Consider the following 18,422-nt stretch of genomic DNA (forward strand, 5'->3'; position numbering starts at 1 on the left):
GTGCCATGATGTGCCAGTGAACTTGTGGCAATAAGTTTCCAAAAGAGGCGATATTAATCTTATCTGCATTGAAATAACTTAACATTAACTTTTCAGTAATGTCAATAATTCTAAAAATTTCACACTTTTCCGCTACTGTGCATTCGCTAAATTCTTTGATTTTTCGTTTGGTAAAAACTTTAATCCAAGGGATTTCGCTGGGTTCTATTGTTATGATTACCAAGTCATTTTGATATATTGTCATGATTTGCTAATTTTATTGTTTTTTTCTAAATCGTCCACCATATGTTGAGCCTTATGCGCATAATCTTTATTTTCAGATTGGGACAATTCGCGAAGTGCAGATACTACATTTTTTACATATATGTTAAACTGTGTACCAAGCCCATAAGAGCGTAAAAACCTATGAACTTCTTTAAGGTATTCTGCACTAAATAACATGTATTCCTTTATCTCTCCTTGTTGAAGTTGAGATAAAGATTCTAATCTTTGATTATGATCACAGTTTTCTTCATTACTCATCAAAATTATTATTTTTTGAATTGAATTAACGGATTCTCGATAATTGTTTTCAACATGTTTCTTGTAATAACGAGACAACTCTTGATCAAAATCTAAAATTTGTTGTGGACCATTAAGTCTATCATCTTTATCTTTCATCCAATAAAGATTACTTTGAATAAATTCTTTTAAGCATTCAATAGCGAAATTATGATATTTTTCTTTATTTTCAACATCTAGCTTTTCTAATTGTTCGATATAGCATATGAAACTTTGAGAATGTAAATATGTATCTTTAGCAATAATAATTTCACTGCCTTTGGCGTTCAAAATATTCCATAAATCTGATACATATTCTTCAACTTTATACGACATATCATATAAATCTTTATCATGTTTTTCTCTAATGCTTTTATACACAGAATATAAATACTGATTTTCAATTTTAGGTTGAACAATTTTTACAAAAGATTCCTCATTAACAAGTGAGGTTTGGCAATATTTAATAAGGTTAGATACAATATCACTTTGTAAAAAATAAGGCTTATTACAATCATCGCCGTCAATCAATGACAGTAATTCCTCATATTTTTCATTTTCTGTAAATTTAGTCTCCTTAGGCCTAGATGATGACTTCTCGCAAACATACTCCATAAACTCAGAAAAAGAAGAAATCTGTGCGTTAATGGCAGCAATTTCAATAATACTACCCACTATCTCAATTGTAACTTCTGGTGTATCTTTAATACAGGGCTGAATAAAGGAAAAATCATTTAATGCGTTAATAATTCGACTAATAACCCGTATATTATTTATTTTGTGCTTCGTTAAATAATCCTCTAATGGATAACTTGTAAAGATAGTTAATTTATCCTTTAATATTTCCAATGATTCGGATGGCTTTGGATTGTAATCAAACTCATAATCAATCAACTTTTCTTTATATTTGTCAAGTATTGCTTTGTTATCCCCTAACTCTCCTTTATTTAAAATCATAACAACTTTACAATTTTTTTGTTCTTTTAATTCGGATATAAAGCCTAAAATTTCTTCTAATTTCATTGATGACGACAGCCTTTCAAAATCATCAAAGCATACAATAATATCTTTAAAATCTTGGTTATCAAGCAAAGTTATGAGTGCTGATATATTGACATACGGAACCTTTATACCTTTAAATAATGCTTTAAAATTTTTAACGGCCTCCTCTCTTTTGGAGATAACTTGTAAAAATATATCTGTTCGAATGTCTGAGATTTTTTCTTTACCAAACAAAGAGATATAAGCAGTTTTTTGATTTATTAATTCCTCTTTAAATTCATTCCAAAAATAGGTCTTACCTACGCCCCATTTGCCATTAATAGAAACGACAGTGGAGTCGTCTTTTTCAAGAATATTTTTCAGTCTTTTCTTTAAATTTTCAACACTCATAACTTGTTTTTGTTAATAACATTGCATCGCCATAGGAAAAAAACCGATAGCGTTCTTTGATGGCGTGTTGGTAAATTTCCATCATTTTGGTGTGTCCAATAAGGGCGCTGACTAGCATTAATAGGGAGGATTTGGGTAGGTGGAAATTGGTAATTAGACTGTCTATAATTTGAAATTGATAGCCGAGGTAAATGAAAATACTTGTGTGCCTTGTTCATCTTAGCAATTATATGGGCTAATGACTGTCCTGAGCAGACAAGGCGGCTGCCTTTTTTAGGATTTCATTATCCCTTTTAGCACGCCATAGTTGTTTCTTTAAAGATTGTATTTCTTGTTGTTCTATCGTCATTGCTTTGCCATGATCTGGCGTTTGACCATTAAGCTCTGCTAAGTATTGCTTCTTCCAACGAGTAACTGCAGTTGGTCCAGCACCTGATATTTCTATAATCTGTTTGTTGGTGTAATTTTCATTGACCATTAGCTTGGCGTAATCTAATTTCTGTTCAATGGTAAAAGTTGTTCTTGGTTTTTTTGGTTTTTGTTGTGTCATGATTGACCTCCTTATATTTTGTGTTATAAGGCTATAAATGTGTCTAAGATTGTTAGGTTGCTATAATATGGGTAATTAGGTTAATGGTATTGTTGTAAGCTGTGTAGGTGTTTTTTATTAGTGCTCTCATCACACATCCTTAATCTTAAAAGTTTTTTTGTATTTTATAGTAATTGCTTGAGACCTTTGCATAAATATGGATGATTAGCAGAATTCAATTTTTGTCAACTTGGTATTTTTTTTAAACTCTGTCCTAGCAAGGCTAAGGCTAGGTTTAAAAAAATTACCCAGCTTATAATTAATACCGCCATCTTTTCTATTTTGGTTGAAACAATAATCGCCAAGAACTGAGGCAAAAATTATTTGCGATTTTGCGCAAATGAGACAAGTAAGTTAGTTACATTCAGCGTTTTATTGAGATTAGCAAAAAAAATATTGAGCAAAAATCACTCAGCCAAAAATAGATATTTTTTAATCGGTAAAACTTGAGAGCAGTGCTGAGTAGTACTGTGATTATGTTATAATTCCGCCTGTTGTTTTCTATTCTTAATAAAATCAAAATCATGTTTAATAAAAAAAATATTGCAGCGATTATTTTTGCTATTTTTGCCTTGTGGCTTTCAACAATTGCTCCAACTGTGCCTATTTCTTGGATGTTGGGCATTCTGGTGTTGACAATTTATTTATTTGCTTTTGAGGTGGTAGAGGTTGATGAGGCTGCTATTACCATTATGATTATTTTAGGGCTGAGCTCTTTGCCATGGATTTATACTGTAATGGGATTAGAAGAGGGGCTGGTTGACAACCAAAGATTGTTTGATGGGTTCTCTTCCAATGCGGTGATGTCCATTATTGCGGTAATGATTATTGGCGCAGGCCTAGATAAAACAGGGTTAATGAGCAAGGTCGCTTCGTTTATTCTTAGAGTGGGTGGCACTTCTGAGCCGAGGGTTATTCCTATCATTTCTTCTACTGTTGGGTTTATTTCCTCTTTTATGCAAAATGTCGGTGCAGCGGCGTTATTTATCCCTGTTGTGAGTCGCATTTCATCTCGTTCAGGCATTCCAATATCACGATTATTGATGCCGATGGGCTTTACCGCAATTTTGGGCGGCACGATAACCATGGTGGGCTCTAGTCCTTTAATCTTACTCAATGATTTAATTCTAACCACTAATCAGGGGCTAGATGTTGGTCAGCAAATGAACACTTGGGGGTTGTTTTCCGTAACTCCAATTGGTATTGCATTGGTTATAACAGGGATTGTGTATTTTGTTATTGCTGGCAAGTTTGTATTGCCTGAAACCAAAAAAAATCTATCAGAATCTATCTCAACCATTGAGCATTTTCATCAAGTTTACAACATAGATTATGATTTATTTGAGGTTAATGTCTCTAAAGACTCCACACTAATTGGCATGAAACTTGATGATATTGAAACCGCCGCTAAAATTAGAATCATCGCCATTCAGACCATTGAGGGCGAAACCTTTATTGGACATCACTCGGTGGAACGAAGCATCACCATTCAGCCGCAAATGACTTTGGGTGTATTGACAACAAAAGAGCATTTGGATGCCTTTGTCCAAGGATTTCACCTTGAACTCTCAGATACTATTGAAAAATTTTCTAATTTACTTTCCACACAAGAATGCGGCACGGCAGAAATCGTTATTCCACCCAATTCTTCACTCATCAATCAAAGTGCTAGAGATGTATGGTTACGCAAAACCTATGGCATCGCCATGGTTGCATTGCACCGTGGCGGGGAAACCATGCAAGAAGGCGAAGGCATTCGTAATATACCATTTCAATCAGGTGATACCTTAATTGTTCATACACGCTGGATTGACCTTGATAGATTACAATCTAACACGGATTTCATCGTCATCACTTCTGAGTATCCAAGACAGGAAGAGCACCGACCTGAAAAAATAAAATGGGCTAGCATTTTCTTTGCGATTGCACTTTTCTTAGTATTGTTTACTGATATTAAGCTCTCTATTGCACTAATGACAGGCGCTTTGGGTATGATTTTATCTGGTGTTATTAAAATAGAAGAAGCGTATCGTGCGGTTTCTTGGAAAACGGTGTTTTTATTAGCCAGTCTTATTCCGCTAGGTATGGCAGTGTCAAAAACAGGTACCGCTTTATGGATTGCACAAGAAACAGTTAAAGTAGTGGGCGATATGGCGCCTTGGGTGATACTAACTTCCATTGTAATACTGGCAACTTTCTTTACCTTGGTTATGTCGAATGTCGGTGCAACCATTCTTTTGGTGCCTATTGCTGTTAATATTGCCATTCAAGTAGGCGAAGACCCAGCAGTGTATGCATTGGCAGTCGCCATTGCCACTTCAAATTCATTTTTAATTCCCACTCATCAAGTAAATGCTTTAATTATGGGTCCTGGTGGTTACAAGGTAGCAGATTTCATCAAGGCAGGTGGGCTTATGACGGTGCTGTTTATTATCGTTATGATGACAATGATGAATATTGTTTTTTAAAACAATGCAACCGTTGAACTCAGCTCAAGCAAAAATAATATTGATTGACGGTAATCAGCGTTTTGTTGATGGCACCGCCTCACACAACCAGTTTGACCCACATCAACATATCAGTGACATACAAGAGCAAAAACCTTTTGCCGTTGTATTAGGTTGCTCCGATTCACGAGTGCCAATTGAGACCATTTTTGACCAAAGTTTTGGCGACTTATTCATTATTCGTATTGCAGGCAATATAGTCGCCCCTTCGCAAATGGGCAGTATTGAGTTTGCAATTTCAAAGTTTAAAGCTGCTCTAATCGTGGTACTAGGGCACTCTAATTGCGGCGCTATCAGTGCCACTGTTGATGAGTGTATTAATAAAACACCCTTGTCAGGCAGTCTTTATTCCATCACTGACAGAATAAAGCCATCCATTCTACCTCTGATTGACTTAGATTTAGAAAGCCATGAATTAATGAATAGGGCTGTTGAGGTTAATATCATTAATTCGGTCAATCAATTACAAAGTCAGTCGCCAATTATTAAAGCGGCTATTAACGATCATGAAGTGGAAGTTGTGGGCGCTAATTATTCTTTAAAATCAGGTGTGGTTCAGTTCTTAACTTAATTTTTTAGAATTTTGTACTTACCTCAATTTGTTTAAAAATTCTCGTCCCAATCAACCAAAATTTGTTGTGTTTCTAAATTAACTTTAATTAAAAAAGGCGCAATATAAGGTACCCAATGTTCTTTTTCCCCTCGTACAACAATCACATGATTGGCGCCTGTATCTACCAAATTTTCCACCTTTCCAAGCACGAAATCTGATTGATTGACGACCTCCAATCCAATTAAGTCCTTCCAATAATATTCATTGCCTTTAAGTTTAGGCAGTTGTGATTTTTCAATATACACATCAATACCAATCATCAATCTGGCTTGTTCTCGATTATCAACATCCTTAATTTTTGCAACAATGGTTTTAGATTGCTCTCTACCATTGACAATCTCTAATGTTTGCCATTGTCCGTCAATTTGAATATGCCAAGGCTTGTAGGATAAGATGTTTTTTCTAGATTGGGTGTGTGAGAAAATTTTCACCCAGCCCTGAACGCCAAAAAGACCATTGATTGTGCCAACCAATAGCCTTTTTGAGTTTGAAGAAAAAGCGCTTGAATTACTCAGCGGCTTTTTCCTCTTCTGCTGTTTCAGCAGGTGATTCTTCTGCTGTCTCTTCTGTGGCGGCTGCTTTGGCCTCTGCTTCTTCTGCTGCTTTTGCTTCAGCCTCTGCTTTTGCTTCTTCGTCTGCTTTTGCTTTTGCTTCCGCAGCTAGTTTGGTGGCAACTGCTGCTACTCTAGCATCTTGTTCAGCAACACGCTTTTCACGAATTGCAGGGTCTTTGAATTCTTTGATCAGTTGCTTAACTCTGTCAGAAATCTGTGCGCCTTTTGACTCCCAGTACTCCAATCTCTCTTCTTCAAGGGTAAGCCTAACTTCTTGTCCACGCGCCACTGGATTAAAATATCCAAGTCGCTCAATATAGCCACTGTCTCTACGCTTTCTAGAGTCTGTTGCTACAATTGAATAAAAAGGTTTTTTCTTGGCTCCACCTCGGGCTAGTCTAATTTTAACCATGGGTTTTTTGCTCCTATTTATTTAAAAAAAATTCTTATGCCGATATGACACAAGACGCAGGATTATATCAGTTTTTTGGTTGCACTTGCTAGTTTTTGCGCATCACCGATATAAGTCATCGGTGTTAATTCTGCTAAGGCTTGTTTGGCTTCTTCTGGCACATCCAAATCTTTAACGAAATCTGCCAATACTTGTGCATCAATCGTATTACCACGAGTGAGTGCTTTGAGTTTTTCGTATGGGTTTTCAATGCCGTAACGGCGCATTATGGTTTGAATGGGTTCTGCCAATACTTCCCACGAACTGTCTAAATCCGCCAACAATTTGGTCTCATTGATTTCTAGTTTACCGATACCTTTGGCAATTGATGCGTACGCCACCAAACAATGGGCGCAACTTACGCCAAGGTTTCTAAGTACGGTTGAATCAGAGAGGTCTCTTTGCCAGCGAGAAATTGCCAGTTTATCTGCCAAATGCGTATTCAGTGCATTGGCAATACCCAAATTACCCTCACCATTTTCAAAATCAATCGGATTGACTTTGTGTGGCATAGTGGACGAACCAACTTCGCCAGCAATGGTTTTTTGCTTGAAATAACCCAGCGAGATATAGCCCCAAATATCACGGCAAAAATCAATCAAAATAGTGTTAAAACGATTGATTGAATGAAAATATTCTGCCATATAATCATGGGCTTCAATCTGCGTTGTATAGGTCGCATAATTCACTCCTAAATCTTTAATGAACGCCTGTGAAATACGCTGCCAATCTAGGTCTGGATAGGCACAAATATGGGCATTAAAATTACCCACTGCGCCATTAAATTTACCCATCACTTGAACCTTTTCTAGGTGCTTAATTTGTCGCTTTAGGCGATAAGCAAAGTTTGCCATTTCCTTGCCAACTGTGGTCGGCGAGGCAGTTTGACCATGCGTTCTAGAAAGCATGGGAATAGCAGCGTTGTCTTGTGCCAAACTGGTCATTAAAGACAAAATATTTTGCATTTGCGTGATTAGCACATCACGCCCATCAACCAACATTAGCGCATGAGACAAATTATTAATGTCTTCTGAAGTGCAGGCAAAGTGGAAAAATTCACTCACGGCATTTAGTTCTGCATTATCCTTAATTTTGTCTTTTAGGAAATATTCAACCGCTTTTACATCATGGTTGGTGGTTTTCTCAATATCCTTAACTGCTTGTGCATCGGCAAGCGAAAAGTTGGTGGCAATAGCAGTTAAAAATTGACTGGCTAATTGGCTAAACGCTGGCACTTCTGAGATGCTATCATTGTCTGCCATAGCTTGTAGCCATTTCACCTCAATTAATACACGATATTTAATCAGTCCAAATTCGCTAAAGATTTCGCTTAAAGTATTGGTTTTGTCAAAATAACGCCCATCAATAGGGGAAATTGCGGTTAATTGATTTAATTGCATAGTTTTTCTGGTTGGTTTTTATTAAAAATTTGTAGAATTTCAATGGCATTTTGATGAATACGGTAAATAATCGTATAGCCTTTGAAAATCATATCTCTGATATTTTTATCATTTGAGTATTTGGATTATTGGTATTGGTATGGAAAATCAACCAATAAATTAATGTCTTTTTTTAAGTGTTTAGCAAAATCAAGTGCTCTTTTTTGTTATCTTGTACAATGTAAAAAACCACATCATCTCTTTGTTGGGTGAATAATGATGTTTCTATTATTATCACTTAGCAAGTCGCTGTATTCTTCATCAATTCTAATGGATTTCTCTGTCATAATTTATCTGCTATATTGACACCTTAGCGTATAATTATACGCTTTATATTATTCCCTAATCAAGCAGATGAAAACAGCTTATCTAGCCCATATCGACGAGCGTGCCAAAGACAATTTACCGCCTTTAGTGTTAAATACAAAGCAAACAAATTCCGTTGTTAAAAACCTAATTAGTGGCAACGACGATGCTTTTTATCTAGATTTACTTACTCATCGTGTGCCGCCTGGCGTGGACGAGGCTGCTTATATAAAGGCTAGCTTTTTAACCAGCGTTGCCAAAGGCGAACAAGACTGCCATGCGATTAATCAACAACAGGCGACTTTTTTATTAGGCACTATGATGGGCGGCTACAATATTACCCCACTGATTGAACTGCTAGAAATTGATGCAACTGCACAAACAGCCTGTGATGCTCTGTCTAAAACGCTACTTATTTATGAAGCCTATCAAACCATTGTAGAAAAAGCAGCCACTAACACTTTTGCCAAACAGGTGGTTGATGCTTGGGCAAACGCTGACTGGTTTGCAAATAAAAAAGCACTGCCTGAAGCCATTAAACTCACAGTTTTTCGTGTTGAAGGTGAAATTAACACCGATGACTTATCCCCTGCTACTGAAGCTTGGTCACGCCCTGATATTCCGCTACACGCACAATCAATACTAGTCAAAAAAATGGACAGTCCTTTAACAACCATTGTGCAACTTAAAGAAAAAGGATTGCCACTCGCCTTCGTTGGCGATGTAGTTGGCACAGGGTCTTCACGCAAATCTGCCATTAATTCAGTGCTGTGGCACATGGGCAATGACATTAATTATGTGCCAAATAAACGCAGTGGTGGCGTGGTACTTGGCAGTAATATTGCACCAATTTTCTTTAACACTGCACAAGATTCAGGTGCATTGCCGATTGAGTGTAATGTCTCCAAAATGCAAATGGGTGATGAAATCACCATTCATCCTTACGCAGGGAAAATTACCAATGCCAAGGGAGAAACTGTCTCCACTTTTGAGCTTACGCCGACCACCATCCCCGATGAAATTCGTGCAGGGGGACGCATTCCACTCATTATTGGACGAGGATTGAGCGATAAAACACGCCAAGATTTAGATTTGAATATCAGTGATATATTTTTACGCCCACAAGATACAAATAACAATGGCACAGGCTATACCTTGGCACAAAAAATTGTTGGCAAAGCCTGTGGTGTTGTGGGTATTGCACCCAGCACTTATTGTGAGCCTCGTATGACGACCGTTGGCTCACAAGATACCACAGGGGCAATGACCCGTGATGAACTCAAGGAATTGGCATGCTTAGGTTTTTCAGCTGATTTGGTTATGCAAAGTTTTTGCCACACAGCCGCTTACCCCAAACCTGTTGATTTGGAACTACAACATTCACTGCCTGACTTTATGCAATCTCGTGGTGGCGTATCACTCAAGCCGGGCGATGGCATTATTCACTCATGGTTAAATCGTATGTTGTTACCTGATACGGTAGGCACAGGCGGCGATTCTCACACTCGTTTTCCGATTGGCATTAGTTTCCCAGCAGGGTCTGGCTTGGTGGCATTTGGCGCTTCACTTGGGGTGTTGCCGCTCAATATGCCAGAATCGGTTTTGGTACGCTTCAGTGGGAAAATGCAAGCTGGAATTACTCTACGAGATTTAGTCAATGCGATTCCCTATGTTGCGATTCAACAAGGTTTATTAACGGTTGAAAAAGCCAATAAGAAGAATATTTTCTCAGGTCGAATTTTAGAGATTGAAGGCTTAGGGAATTTAAAAATTGAGCAAGCCTTTGAATTAACTGACGCTTCCGCAGAACGAAGTGCCAATGGTTGCACCATTAAACTCAACAAAGCACCTGTGGCAGAGTACTTGCAATCCAATATTGCCTTACTGTCATCCATGATAGAGATGGGCTATGAAGACAAAAAAACCATTGCACGACGCATTCAGTCGATGCAAAAATGGCTAGATGCCCCTGAATTATTAACAGCCGATGATAATTGCGAATATGCTGCAATTATTGACATCAACCTAGATGAAATTAAAGAGCCAATTCTCGCTTGTCCAAATGACCCCGATGATGTTAAATTACTCTCAGAAGTCGAAAATACCAAGATTGACGAAGTTTTTATCGGTTCCTGTATGACCAATATCGGTCATTTTAGGGCAACGGCACAATTATTAAAAGACCAAACAGAGTTGCCTACTGAGCTTTGGATTGCACCACCAACTCGCATGGACGAGGTGCAACTCAAAAAAGAAGGTATATATCAAACTTTTGAATCCATTACCCAACACACAGAAACCCCCGGATGTTCACTGTGTATGGGCAATCAAGCGCGTGTTAAAAACAATGCCACCGTAGTTTCCACCTCAACTCGCAACTTCCCCAACCGCCTAGGTGATAGTGCCGATGTGTACTTATCATCCGCCGAAGTAGCGGCCATTGCCGCAAAACTCGGACGAATTCCAACAGTTGAAGAATATCAAACAGAAATGCAGACTATTAAACCGATATCAGACAATATTTATCAATACCTTAATTTTGACCAAATATCTGAATATCAAGATGCTGTTGGGCATATTGCGCTTGATACAATTTTAAAAGAGTAGCAAAAAACATTAGACGATAAAAAAGCCACTTTTCAACAGTGGCTTTTTTATTGAAAAATACAGTTACTATGCTGATTTTTTTCCATTCTCCTTAATTGCCTCAAAAATAAAATCAAGATGCAACTTAATTTCATCTAAAGTTTGTATACTTGTTCAATTAACTTTTGTTTTTCGTTGGTTTTCATCGCCCTTTCTCCTTTTTTTACTCCTTATGTACAATTTTATTAGTGATTAGCGTGTTTCTTTAGCTCTATTATCAATTTATCTACCGCTTCACTATATTTAAATGTAGTATTAAGTCTTCAATTGAAGGATTAAGCCCTTTTAATTCAGTAATAGACAATCCAAATCTTTCTGCTGGCTCAATAAATGACTTTTGAATAACAAAAATAATGCTTTACTGTGTCCATTATTTAATCTTAGCCTCTTTATACATTACATGCTGTCTAACAACTGGATCAAACTTTTTAACTTCTACCTTTTCCGGGTGTAGTCGTTTGTTCTTAGTTGTTGTATAAAAATGACCTGTTTTGGCCGATGATACTAACCTGATTTTTTCTCTCATAATTTACCCTTTAAACCTTTTCGCCACGAGCGCGAATTTCTGTTAATACAGTGTCGATGCCTTTTTTATCGACAATTCTCAAACCTTTGGCTGTTAATTTTAACTTCACAAAACGGTTCTCACTTTCCACCCAAAAGCGGTGTGTGTGTAGATTTGGATAAAAACGCCTACGCGTTCTATTATTTGCGTGTGATACATTATTACCACTAATTGGGCGTTTGCCCGTTACTTGACATACCTTTGCCATAGTTCACCTATCTAAAAATCTAAAAAGAAGGCATTATACTTAAAAAATGATTGACTTTCAAAGTTAAATTTTATCAATACTATTTACTATTGATACAACTCTTGGTATCATACACTGCTTCGGAGGGATGGCAGAGCGGCTGAATGCACTGGTCTTGAAAACCAGCAAGGATTAATCTCCTTCTAGGGTTCAAATCCCTATCCCTCCACCATATTAATGGCTTAGTATCAATACTTTCAAGCCACATAAAAATAAAAAATGACTACGATTTGACAACAGGTGCAAATTTTAATACATCTTGCAAGTGGTCAAACGCAAGATGTACATAGCGCATTGTCATCGTCAAAGTATTATGCTCTAGTATCTTTTGCAAACTCAAAACATTGCCGCCATCCATAATAAAACAACTTGCAAAAGTGTGGCGTAGTATGTGCGTGCTTTGCCCTTCAACTTTTTTAATGCCTGATTTTTTATAACAATTAGCAAAGGTATTCTTACTAGCAGAGACCTTTGCATAAATATGAATAATCATCAAAAATCCACTTTTCACCCGCTTGGCGATTTTTTAAACCCAGCCTTAGCCCTGCTAGGACAAGGTTTAATAAAATCACCAATCTGGCAAAAATTGAATTTTGCTAATCATCCCTATTTATGCAAAGGTCTCTAGCAGATAAAGGTAATTCTAATTTATCAGCAAGTTCTGCCTTAATTTGGTATGTATCTTGCCTTGCCATTCTTCCCAATAACACTTATTTTCCCATCATAAATGGGTTTGGATGAAGCCCAATTTTGCGAAGCAAAAATAAGTATTATCAATTTAAAATCGTGGTATGATGTATACACTTTGTATCAATCATAGAGGTGTCAAAAATGCAAATAGAAAGCCGAGTGCAAAAATGGGGTAATGGATTAGCACTTAGAATATCTGGCATATTGAGGACCATCCCAAACCTTAGAGAAGGCGATTTGCTAACTATTACCATTAATGAAAATGGTTTTAATGCCGTTAAGCCAACTAATAGGAAGTTTACCGAACAAGAGTTACTATCGGATATAACACCAAGCAATGCACACGCCAAATTAGTGCCTAAGTTGTTAAACAGCGAATATGAATAATTACACTCCCGATAGGGGTGATATTGTTTGGCTAGATTTTGAGCCTACGAAAGATAGAGAAATCGGTAAATACCGTCCTGCACTTATTCTGTCATCAAAGCAATATGCTAAAAAGACGGGCATGGTAATTTGCTCACCGATTAGCACTAGTATTCGTGGTGGACTTACAGAAGTTAAAATTAACGGCTTAGACAAGCCCAGCGTAGTTGCTAGTACTATTGTTAATACACTGAGTTTTAGAGACAGAAAGGCAAAATTAATCACCAAAGCTGACAGGCGTGTTATTGATGAAGTTTTAAGTAAATTACTGCCTTTATTGGGTGCTTAAAAAATGACAACTTTTTGACAACATCATTTCTAAATAGGTCAAAATACACCAATTACAGTCTTTTAAATACCTTTGTATAGCGGTTTGTAGTTCTGAGTGTTTAATGTTGGATTCAAGCCCCCTATTTATTACGCCTTTCCTTTCTACGGCGTTGAATTGCTAAGTACCCTAATCACATAGAACGACACTATGCTCAATCGAGTATTTAGTAATTCGCTTTATCTAGCGTTAAACGCCATATTGAGTGCGATACGCTTCAATACGCTCAATGAGCGCTTGGTCGTCGCCTTGTTTTAAATAATCGATTAAATGACCGAGATTGATAATGCTCAAAACAGTGATGCCAAAATTCTGCTCAACTTCTTGAATAGCTGACTGCTCGCCTTTGCCTTTTTCCTGACGATCAACTGCCACAATCACACCCTTAGCCGTGGCACCATTCGCCTTAATAATATCCATCGCTTCGCAAATAGCAGTACCTGCGGTAATAACATCATCAATTATCAAAATATTGCCTGTGAGTGGGTGGCCGACAATATCACCGCCTTCACCATGGGTTTTGGCTTCTTTGCGGTTAAAACTATACGGCACATTTTTATGAAAACTGTCGTTCAGCGCCATAGCGGTGGCAGTGGCGAGTGGGATGCCTTTGTAGGCTGGGCCAAATAGTACATCAAAATCCAGTTCGCTTTTTTGAATGGCTTGTGCATAAAATCCGCCTAATTTTGACAAATGTTCGCCCGTATTAAAAGCACCTGCGTTAAAAAAATAAGGGCTGATTCTGCCTGATTTCAGCGTAAATTCTCCAAATTTTAAAGCACCAATTTCTAGCATAAAGTCCACAAAATCTTTTTGATATGATTTCATAAATTCTCCTGTAAAATTATTTTTTAAAAGTTGTGCGAATTATAACGACTTGAATTCACATCATAAGTGCAACACTCGTTAGTCGGTCAAAAGAGTATATTAACCACTCTTTAACCTAACAAGAAAAGAAGTGAAATAGGAAAAAATATACGCAATTGACCTGCAAACAAAGATACCATATTTACCTGTTGAAAAAACAAGGATACAGTCAAACTTTTATTGCCAATTCAATGGGTAGAAGTAACTCAACTATTTCTCGAGAATTATCTCGTAATACTGGCAATAGAGGTTATTGCCACAAGCAAGCTAACAATCTTGCTTGTGAGCGACATCAACAGAATAAGCTTACTGCTGAAATTAAGCACTAAAACTAAAAGAGTATTAGAGTCCTGAGCAAATCGTGGGACGCCTAGAGTTGGATGAGAAAGTTAAGATCAGCACTGAAACCGCCTACCACTTTGTTTTGCAAAACAAAGTGGTAGGCGGTGTGCTTTATAAATACCTTTGCCACCAGCACAAGAAGTACCGCAAACACTTGATGCTATTGCTAAATTACTCACGCCACTTAAGCACTGGGTTAAAGCCTTAACTTTTGACAATGGGCGTGAGTTTAGTTGGCATGAAAGCATTGCCAAATCGCTTGATTGTGAAACTTATTTTGCTAATCCTTGCTACAGTTGGGAGCGTGGCTTAAACGAGAACCATAATGGTTTATTAAGACAATTCTTCCCCAAGCAAATGGCTTTGGACAAGGTAAGTGAAAAAGAAGCATTTAGAGTAACGGATTTAATGAATAATAGACCAAGGAAATGTTTGGGGTGGGAAACCCCATTTGAGGTCTTTGCGCAGTTAACTGGTAAAGACTATTTTTTGAATGGAAGTGTTGCACTTATGGGTTGAATTCGCCCGATTATTATTGACAAACTAGGAAAAAAGATTTTTAATCAGATACTGAATTGAAGATTTAGCAATCAAATAAATGAAAAAATATAATAAAACATGGGTTTGGTCAATATTTCTATTGTGTATCGTTGGCGTTACTTTGTCAAAAAACAGTTTGGCTTCTGACTTTATTTACAAAAAAATTCTATTAACTCAGTCAATAAACTTGCCCAATATAGAAAGTTATGTGGATGAAATCTTAGTAATTGAACCTGATTTTATGGTTGTTAAAATCAATAAAAATACGGTTATTCCCAATATATCGTTATCGCCAACAAAAGAGAGTGATTTTATTCAAAGAAAAGTTGATATTTATTTTCAAGATGAACAGCAATTGGTGCATATTTTACAAGCTGGGGTTGATATTTTTCACAAAACCAAGCAAAAAATAGTCGGCAGAGCGTTTGATGCCCAAATAAAACGATTAGAAGCACTGGGTCTCACAATATTTGTCGGCGATAATCTATGAAGCGCATTATTGTTTGCCTATTTTTTATCGCTTTTTTATTTGGGTGTTCTGATAATACCCCCCCTACTGACAGGCCAATTATTACTGGCATTGCCACAAATGGAAATACTTTAACTGCTGATACGACAACCATGGCAGATAATTTGGTATTTTCATATCAATGGCATGCCGCAAATGTGCCTATTAGCAATGCCATTGAAAAAACTTATACTTTAACCTTAAATGAGATTGGCAAGACAATCACAGTAAAGGTTTCGTGGGTTAATGCTAACAATACAAGTGAAAGCCGTTTTAGTAAAGCAACAACAGTTGTAGTTGTTGTTAGGTTAAAGGCAAAAGAAGACTTTATTGATTATGCATTTTTGCAAAAACAAGCGCTCTCTTTAGTAACAAAGTATCCTCATATTTTTAGCACCAAAATAATCGGTAAAAGCATTGAAAACAGGGATATTATTGCTTTTAAAATAAACAGTCAAGTTAATTCTGATGCAGCACAAAAAGCAAAGATTGTTTTGGTTGGCACTTATCACGCTAGAGAGTGGATTGTTCCAAATGTTGTCCATTTAATCGCACAACAATTATTGGAAGATTATGGTGCAAATTCTGAGATAACTGCTTTAATTGACAACAGTGAAATTTGGATAGTGCCTATGGTCAACCCAGATGGGCATGAGTATTCAAGGATTGATGACAGTACAAGATATTGGCGAAAAAACCGCAGAGACAATGGCGATGGCACTTATGGCGTAGATTTAAATCGTAATCATTCTTTCAAGTGGGGGTATGATGATATTGGTTCATCGCCTACTACCAGTTCAAACACTTACAGGGGTGCGGCACCAGCATCAGAGACAGAAACTAAAGCCATTGAGGGTTTTGTTACAGAAATCCATCCACAAATCTTCGTCTCTTATCACAGTTACAGTCAATTAGTGCTATATCCATGGGGCTATATCAATGACCTCAGCAAAGACAACGCCCAATTAAGTGCCATTGCTACCAAAATTTCTGAGGCAATTAAGACAGTTCACGGGGAAATATACAAACCCGTTAAAACACCTGAATTACTATATAACACGAATGGCGATGCAATTGATTGGTCTTACGGGGCGTTAGATATTCTCAGTTTCCTCATTGAATTGCGACCAAGTGAGTGGCTAAGTGCTGGATTCAATGGGTTTAGCCCGCATAAAGATGAAATTTTGCCAACTTTTGAGGAAAATTACAATGCAATAAAATACCTCTTATCTGAGGCTCAAAATATTAAAAACTCGCCTGTAAAACCTCTTAAATTATTAAAACAACACTAGAATATGAAAATTATAACGGTTAATGTCAATGGTATTCGCGCCGCTGAAAAAAAAGGCTTCTTCACTTGGCTGAAAAAACAAAATGCAGAAGTGGTATGCATACAAGAACTAAGAGCACAAGAAGACCAATTGGATGATAAGTTTTACCCCAAAGACACACACACTTTTTATCATCCCGCTCAGAAAAAAGGCTACAGTGGCACAGGTTTGTATTGCAAAACCAAACCCGACCAAGTCATTTTTAGCCCATGGGAAGACATTGATTTTGAAGGGCGTTTTATTCAAGCCGATTTTGGCAATCTTAGTATTATTTCAATCTACCTCCCCTCAGGCTCTGCCAAACAAGAACGCCAAAATTACAAAATGGCGTTTATACAGAATCGATTTACGCCTTATTTAAAAAAAATACAGCAAGACGGTCGCCAATATATCATTTGTGGCGATATGAATATCGTGCATAAAGAAATTGACATCAAAAATTTCAACGGCAACAAAAACCGCTCAGGCTGCCTACCAGAAGAACGCGCTTGGATGGATAAATTATTTAACGAAGTCGGCTTTATTGATGCCTTCCGTGAAATCAACCAAGAGCCACACCAATACACTTGGTGGTCAAACCGTGGGCAATCTTGGGCTAATAACACCGGCTGGCGCATTGATTATCAAATCCTCAGTGCCAATCTAAAAGGCACGGCTAAAAGCGCCTATGTTTATAAAGATAAACGGTTTTCAGACCATGCGCCGTTGATATTGGAGTATCAATTATGCAACTAGGGCTTGAATTTAACCAAAAATTAAATAAAGCTCAATATCAAGCAATAGATTTATTTGCAGACATTGGTGGCATTAGAACAGGATTTGAAAAAGTTTTTAAAGGGCGAATAGGGTTTGTTTTTTCATCAGAAATTGACAAGCATGCACAAAAAACATATTTTGAGAATTTTAACGATGTCTCTTGTGGTGATATTACTCAGATTAAAGAGGATAAAATTCCTAAACATGACATTTTACTAGCAGGATTTCCTTGTCAACCTTTTTCCAATGCAGGTTTAAAAAAAGGGTTTGACGATACAAGAGGAACTCTTTTTTTTGATATTGTTAGAATTGTTAAGCACCACAAGCCAAAAGTTTTGTTTTTAGAAAATGTAAAAGGATTTAAAAATCACGAAAAAGGCAGAACATTTAATGTGGTGCAAAAAACATTAGAAGAGTTAGGTTATAAGGTTTATGCACAAGTTTTAAACGCTAAACATTTTGGCGTTCCTCAAAACAGGGAAAGGATTTATATTATTGCATTTTTAGATAACAATATTAACTTCAAATTTCCAGGTCCAATAAATAAAGAGGTTAAAGTCGGAGATATTCTAGACAATATTGTTGATGATAAATACACAATATCAAATAAATTATGGGCAGGGCATCAAAGAAGAAAGTTAGAGTGTAATGATCTAATCAACTTGGACACATTTCAAGCCACTTTTTTCAATTCAGCCATCTTTTCTGCTGGGGTTAAATACCCAATAGCTGAATGAATCCTTTTGTAATTGTAAAAATAAATATAACTCTCTACATTTTCCACT

19 protein-coding genes, 1 tRNA gene and 4 pseudogenes are annotated in these 18,422 nt (G+C 37.0%); 12 read left to right on the forward strand and 12 right to left on the reverse strand.

Translation table 11 applies throughout. From position 1 onward, the window contains the following. The 4 genes and pseudogenes from CRYPD_RS04785 to CRYPD_RS04800 all read right to left on the reverse strand — a co-directional run. Positions 1–244: HIT domain-containing protein (locus tag CRYPD_RS04785; protein WP_244610252.1), on the reverse strand; the 244-nt coding region annotated here is incomplete at its 3' end. After that, complete coding sequence (locus tag CRYPD_RS04790; RefSeq protein ID WP_138146464.1) at positions 241–1,932, reverse strand: P-loop NTPase fold protein; 1,692 nt, start codon at positions 1,930–1,932, stop codon at positions 241–243. The genes CRYPD_RS04785 and CRYPD_RS04790, both read right to left, overlap by 4 nt. Continuing rightward, positions 1,922–2,137: pseudogene (locus CRYPD_RS04795) on the reverse strand (S-adenosylmethionine:tRNA ribosyltransferase-isomerase); the annotation flags it as partial. The gene CRYPD_RS04790 and the pseudogene CRYPD_RS04795, both read right to left, overlap by 11 nt. Positions 2,138–2,191: 54 nt before the next feature. Then, positions 2,192–2,482: pseudogene (locus CRYPD_RS04800) on the reverse strand (transposase); the annotation flags it as partial. Between the two features lie 563 nt (positions 2,483–3,045). Between CRYPD_RS04800 and CRYPD_RS04805 the strand changes: the two are divergent. Together CRYPD_RS04805 and CRYPD_RS04810 are read left to right on the forward strand one after the other, a co-directional pair. Continuing rightward, complete coding sequence (locus CRYPD_RS04805) at positions 3,046–4,989, forward strand: SLC13 family permease (protein ID WP_138146467.1); 1,944 nt, start codon at positions 3,046–3,048, stop codon at positions 4,987–4,989. 4 nt (positions 4,990–4,993) lie between these two features. Then, positions 4,994–5,599, forward strand: a complete 606-nt coding sequence (locus CRYPD_RS04810; RefSeq protein WP_138146468.1) for a carbonic anhydrase — start codon at positions 4,994–4,996, stop codon at positions 5,597–5,599. Positions 5,600–5,631: 32 nt separating this feature from the next. Here the strand turns inward: CRYPD_RS04810 and rimM are convergent, their stop codons facing one another. The 3 genes from rimM to purB form a co-directional block, all read right to left on the reverse strand. Continuing rightward, entirely contained in the window at positions 5,632–6,114 is a 483-nt protein-coding gene (gene rimM, locus CRYPD_RS04815) for a ribosome maturation factor RimM (protein WP_280178671.1), read from the reverse strand. Between the two features lie 34 nt (positions 6,115–6,148). Then, positions 6,149–6,607, reverse strand: coding sequence for a 30S ribosomal protein S16 (rpsP, locus tag CRYPD_RS04820; protein ID WP_138146470.1), 459 nt, complete (start codon positions 6,605–6,607; stop codon positions 6,149–6,151). 62 nt (positions 6,608–6,669) lie between these two features. Next, on the reverse strand, positions 6,670–8,046 hold the full coding sequence (purB, locus tag CRYPD_RS04825; protein WP_138146471.1) for an adenylosuccinate lyase: 1,377 nt from the start codon (positions 8,044–8,046) through the stop codon (positions 6,670–6,672). 393 nt (positions 8,047–8,439) lie between these two features. Between purB and CRYPD_RS04830 the strand changes: the two genes are divergently transcribed. Next, the gene (locus tag CRYPD_RS04830) at positions 8,440–10,998 is read left to right on the forward strand and encodes a bifunctional aconitate hydratase 2/2-methylisocitrate dehydratase (RefSeq protein WP_138146472.1); all 2,559 of its coding nucleotides are present in this window, start codon (positions 8,440–8,442) and stop codon (positions 10,996–10,998) included. Positions 10,999–11,407: 409 nt separating this feature from the next. Here the strand turns inward: CRYPD_RS04830 and rpmG are convergent, their stop codons facing one another. Both rpmG and rpmB read right to left on the reverse strand, forming a co-directional pair. Then, the gene (gene rpmG / locus CRYPD_RS04835) at positions 11,408–11,563 is read right to left on the reverse strand and encodes a 50S ribosomal protein L33 (protein WP_066045648.1); all 156 of its coding nucleotides are present in this window, start codon (positions 11,561–11,563) and stop codon (positions 11,408–11,410) included. 10 nt (positions 11,564–11,573) lie between these two features. Next, on the reverse strand, positions 11,574–11,810 hold the full coding sequence (gene rpmB, locus CRYPD_RS04840) for a 50S ribosomal protein L28 (RefSeq protein ID WP_138146473.1): 237 nt from the start codon (positions 11,808–11,810) through the stop codon (positions 11,574–11,576). Between the two features lie 121 nt (positions 11,811–11,931). Here rpmB and CRYPD_RS04845 point away from each other — a divergent pair. Continuing rightward, positions 11,932–12,021 (forward strand) — tRNA-Ser (locus CRYPD_RS04845). 51 nt (positions 12,022–12,072) lie between these two features. Here the strand turns inward: CRYPD_RS04845 and CRYPD_RS04850 are convergent. Further along, on the reverse strand, positions 12,073–12,360 hold the full coding sequence (locus CRYPD_RS04850; RefSeq protein WP_425290262.1) for a tyrosine-type recombinase/integrase: 288 nt from the start codon (positions 12,358–12,360) through the stop codon (positions 12,073–12,075). Between CRYPD_RS04850 and CRYPD_RS07985 the strand changes: the two genes are divergently transcribed. From CRYPD_RS07985 to CRYPD_RS04860, 3 genes are all read left to right on the forward strand, one after another. Further along, the gene (locus CRYPD_RS07985) at positions 12,331–12,477 is read left to right on the forward strand and encodes a hypothetical protein (protein WP_171004260.1); all 147 of its coding nucleotides are present in this window, start codon (positions 12,331–12,333) and stop codon (positions 12,475–12,477) included. The genes CRYPD_RS04850 and CRYPD_RS07985 overlap by 30 nt on opposite strands. 203 nt (positions 12,478–12,680) lie before the next feature. Beyond that, entirely contained in the window at positions 12,681–12,926 is a 246-nt protein-coding gene (locus CRYPD_RS04855) for an AbrB/MazE/SpoVT family DNA-binding domain-containing protein (RefSeq protein WP_138146475.1), read from the forward strand. After that, the gene (locus tag CRYPD_RS04860; RefSeq protein WP_138146476.1) at positions 12,919–13,254 is read left to right on the forward strand and encodes a type II toxin-antitoxin system PemK/MazF family toxin; all 336 of its coding nucleotides are present in this window, start codon (positions 12,919–12,921) and stop codon (positions 13,252–13,254) included. The genes CRYPD_RS04855 and CRYPD_RS04860 overlap by 8 nt, the downstream gene beginning before the upstream one ends. A 228-nt stretch (positions 13,255–13,482) precedes the next feature. On the opposite strand, the gene pyrE is transcribed toward CRYPD_RS04860, so the two are convergent. Continuing rightward, positions 13,483–14,121, reverse strand: coding sequence for an orotate phosphoribosyltransferase (pyrE, locus tag CRYPD_RS04865; protein ID WP_138146477.1), 639 nt, complete (start codon positions 14,119–14,121; stop codon positions 13,483–13,485). Positions 14,122–14,276: 155 nt separating this feature from the next. Here pyrE and CRYPD_RS08450 point away from each other — a divergent pair. The 5 genes and pseudogenes from CRYPD_RS08450 to dcm form a co-directional block, all read left to right on the forward strand. Further along, positions 14,277–15,021, forward strand: a pseudogene (locus CRYPD_RS08450) (IS30 family transposase). A gap of 79 nt (positions 15,022–15,100) precedes the next feature. Beyond that, positions 15,101–15,532, forward strand: a complete 432-nt coding sequence (locus tag CRYPD_RS04880) for a hypothetical protein (RefSeq protein ID WP_138146480.1) — start codon at positions 15,101–15,103, stop codon at positions 15,530–15,532. Next, the gene (locus CRYPD_RS04885; RefSeq protein ID WP_138146481.1) at positions 15,529–16,842 is read left to right on the forward strand and encodes a M14 family metallopeptidase; all 1,314 of its coding nucleotides are present in this window, start codon (positions 15,529–15,531) and stop codon (positions 16,840–16,842) included. The genes CRYPD_RS04880 and CRYPD_RS04885 overlap by 4 nt, the downstream gene beginning before the upstream one ends. Before the next feature lie 3 nt (positions 16,843–16,845). Further along, positions 16,846–17,616, forward strand: coding sequence for an exodeoxyribonuclease III (locus tag CRYPD_RS04890; RefSeq protein ID WP_138146482.1), 771 nt, complete (start codon positions 16,846–16,848; stop codon positions 17,614–17,616). After that, positions 17,607–18,281 (forward strand): annotated as a pseudogene (gene dcm / locus CRYPD_RS04895) (DNA (cytosine-5-)-methyltransferase); the annotation flags it as partial. The gene CRYPD_RS04890 and the pseudogene dcm, both read left to right, overlap by 10 nt. 29 nt (positions 18,282–18,310) lie before the next feature. Here dcm and CRYPD_RS08310 read toward each other — a convergent pair. After that, on the reverse strand, positions 18,311–18,421 hold the full coding sequence (locus tag CRYPD_RS08310) for an IS3 family transposase (protein WP_138145522.1): 111 nt from the start codon (positions 18,419–18,421) through the stop codon (positions 18,311–18,313). Position 18,422: the final 1 nt, after the last annotated feature.

The sequence above is a fragment of the Bathymodiolus heckerae thiotrophic gill symbiont genome (assembly GCF_900180345.1).
Lineage (GTDB): Bacteria > Pseudomonadota > Gammaproteobacteria > PS1 > Pseudothioglobaceae > Thiodubiliella.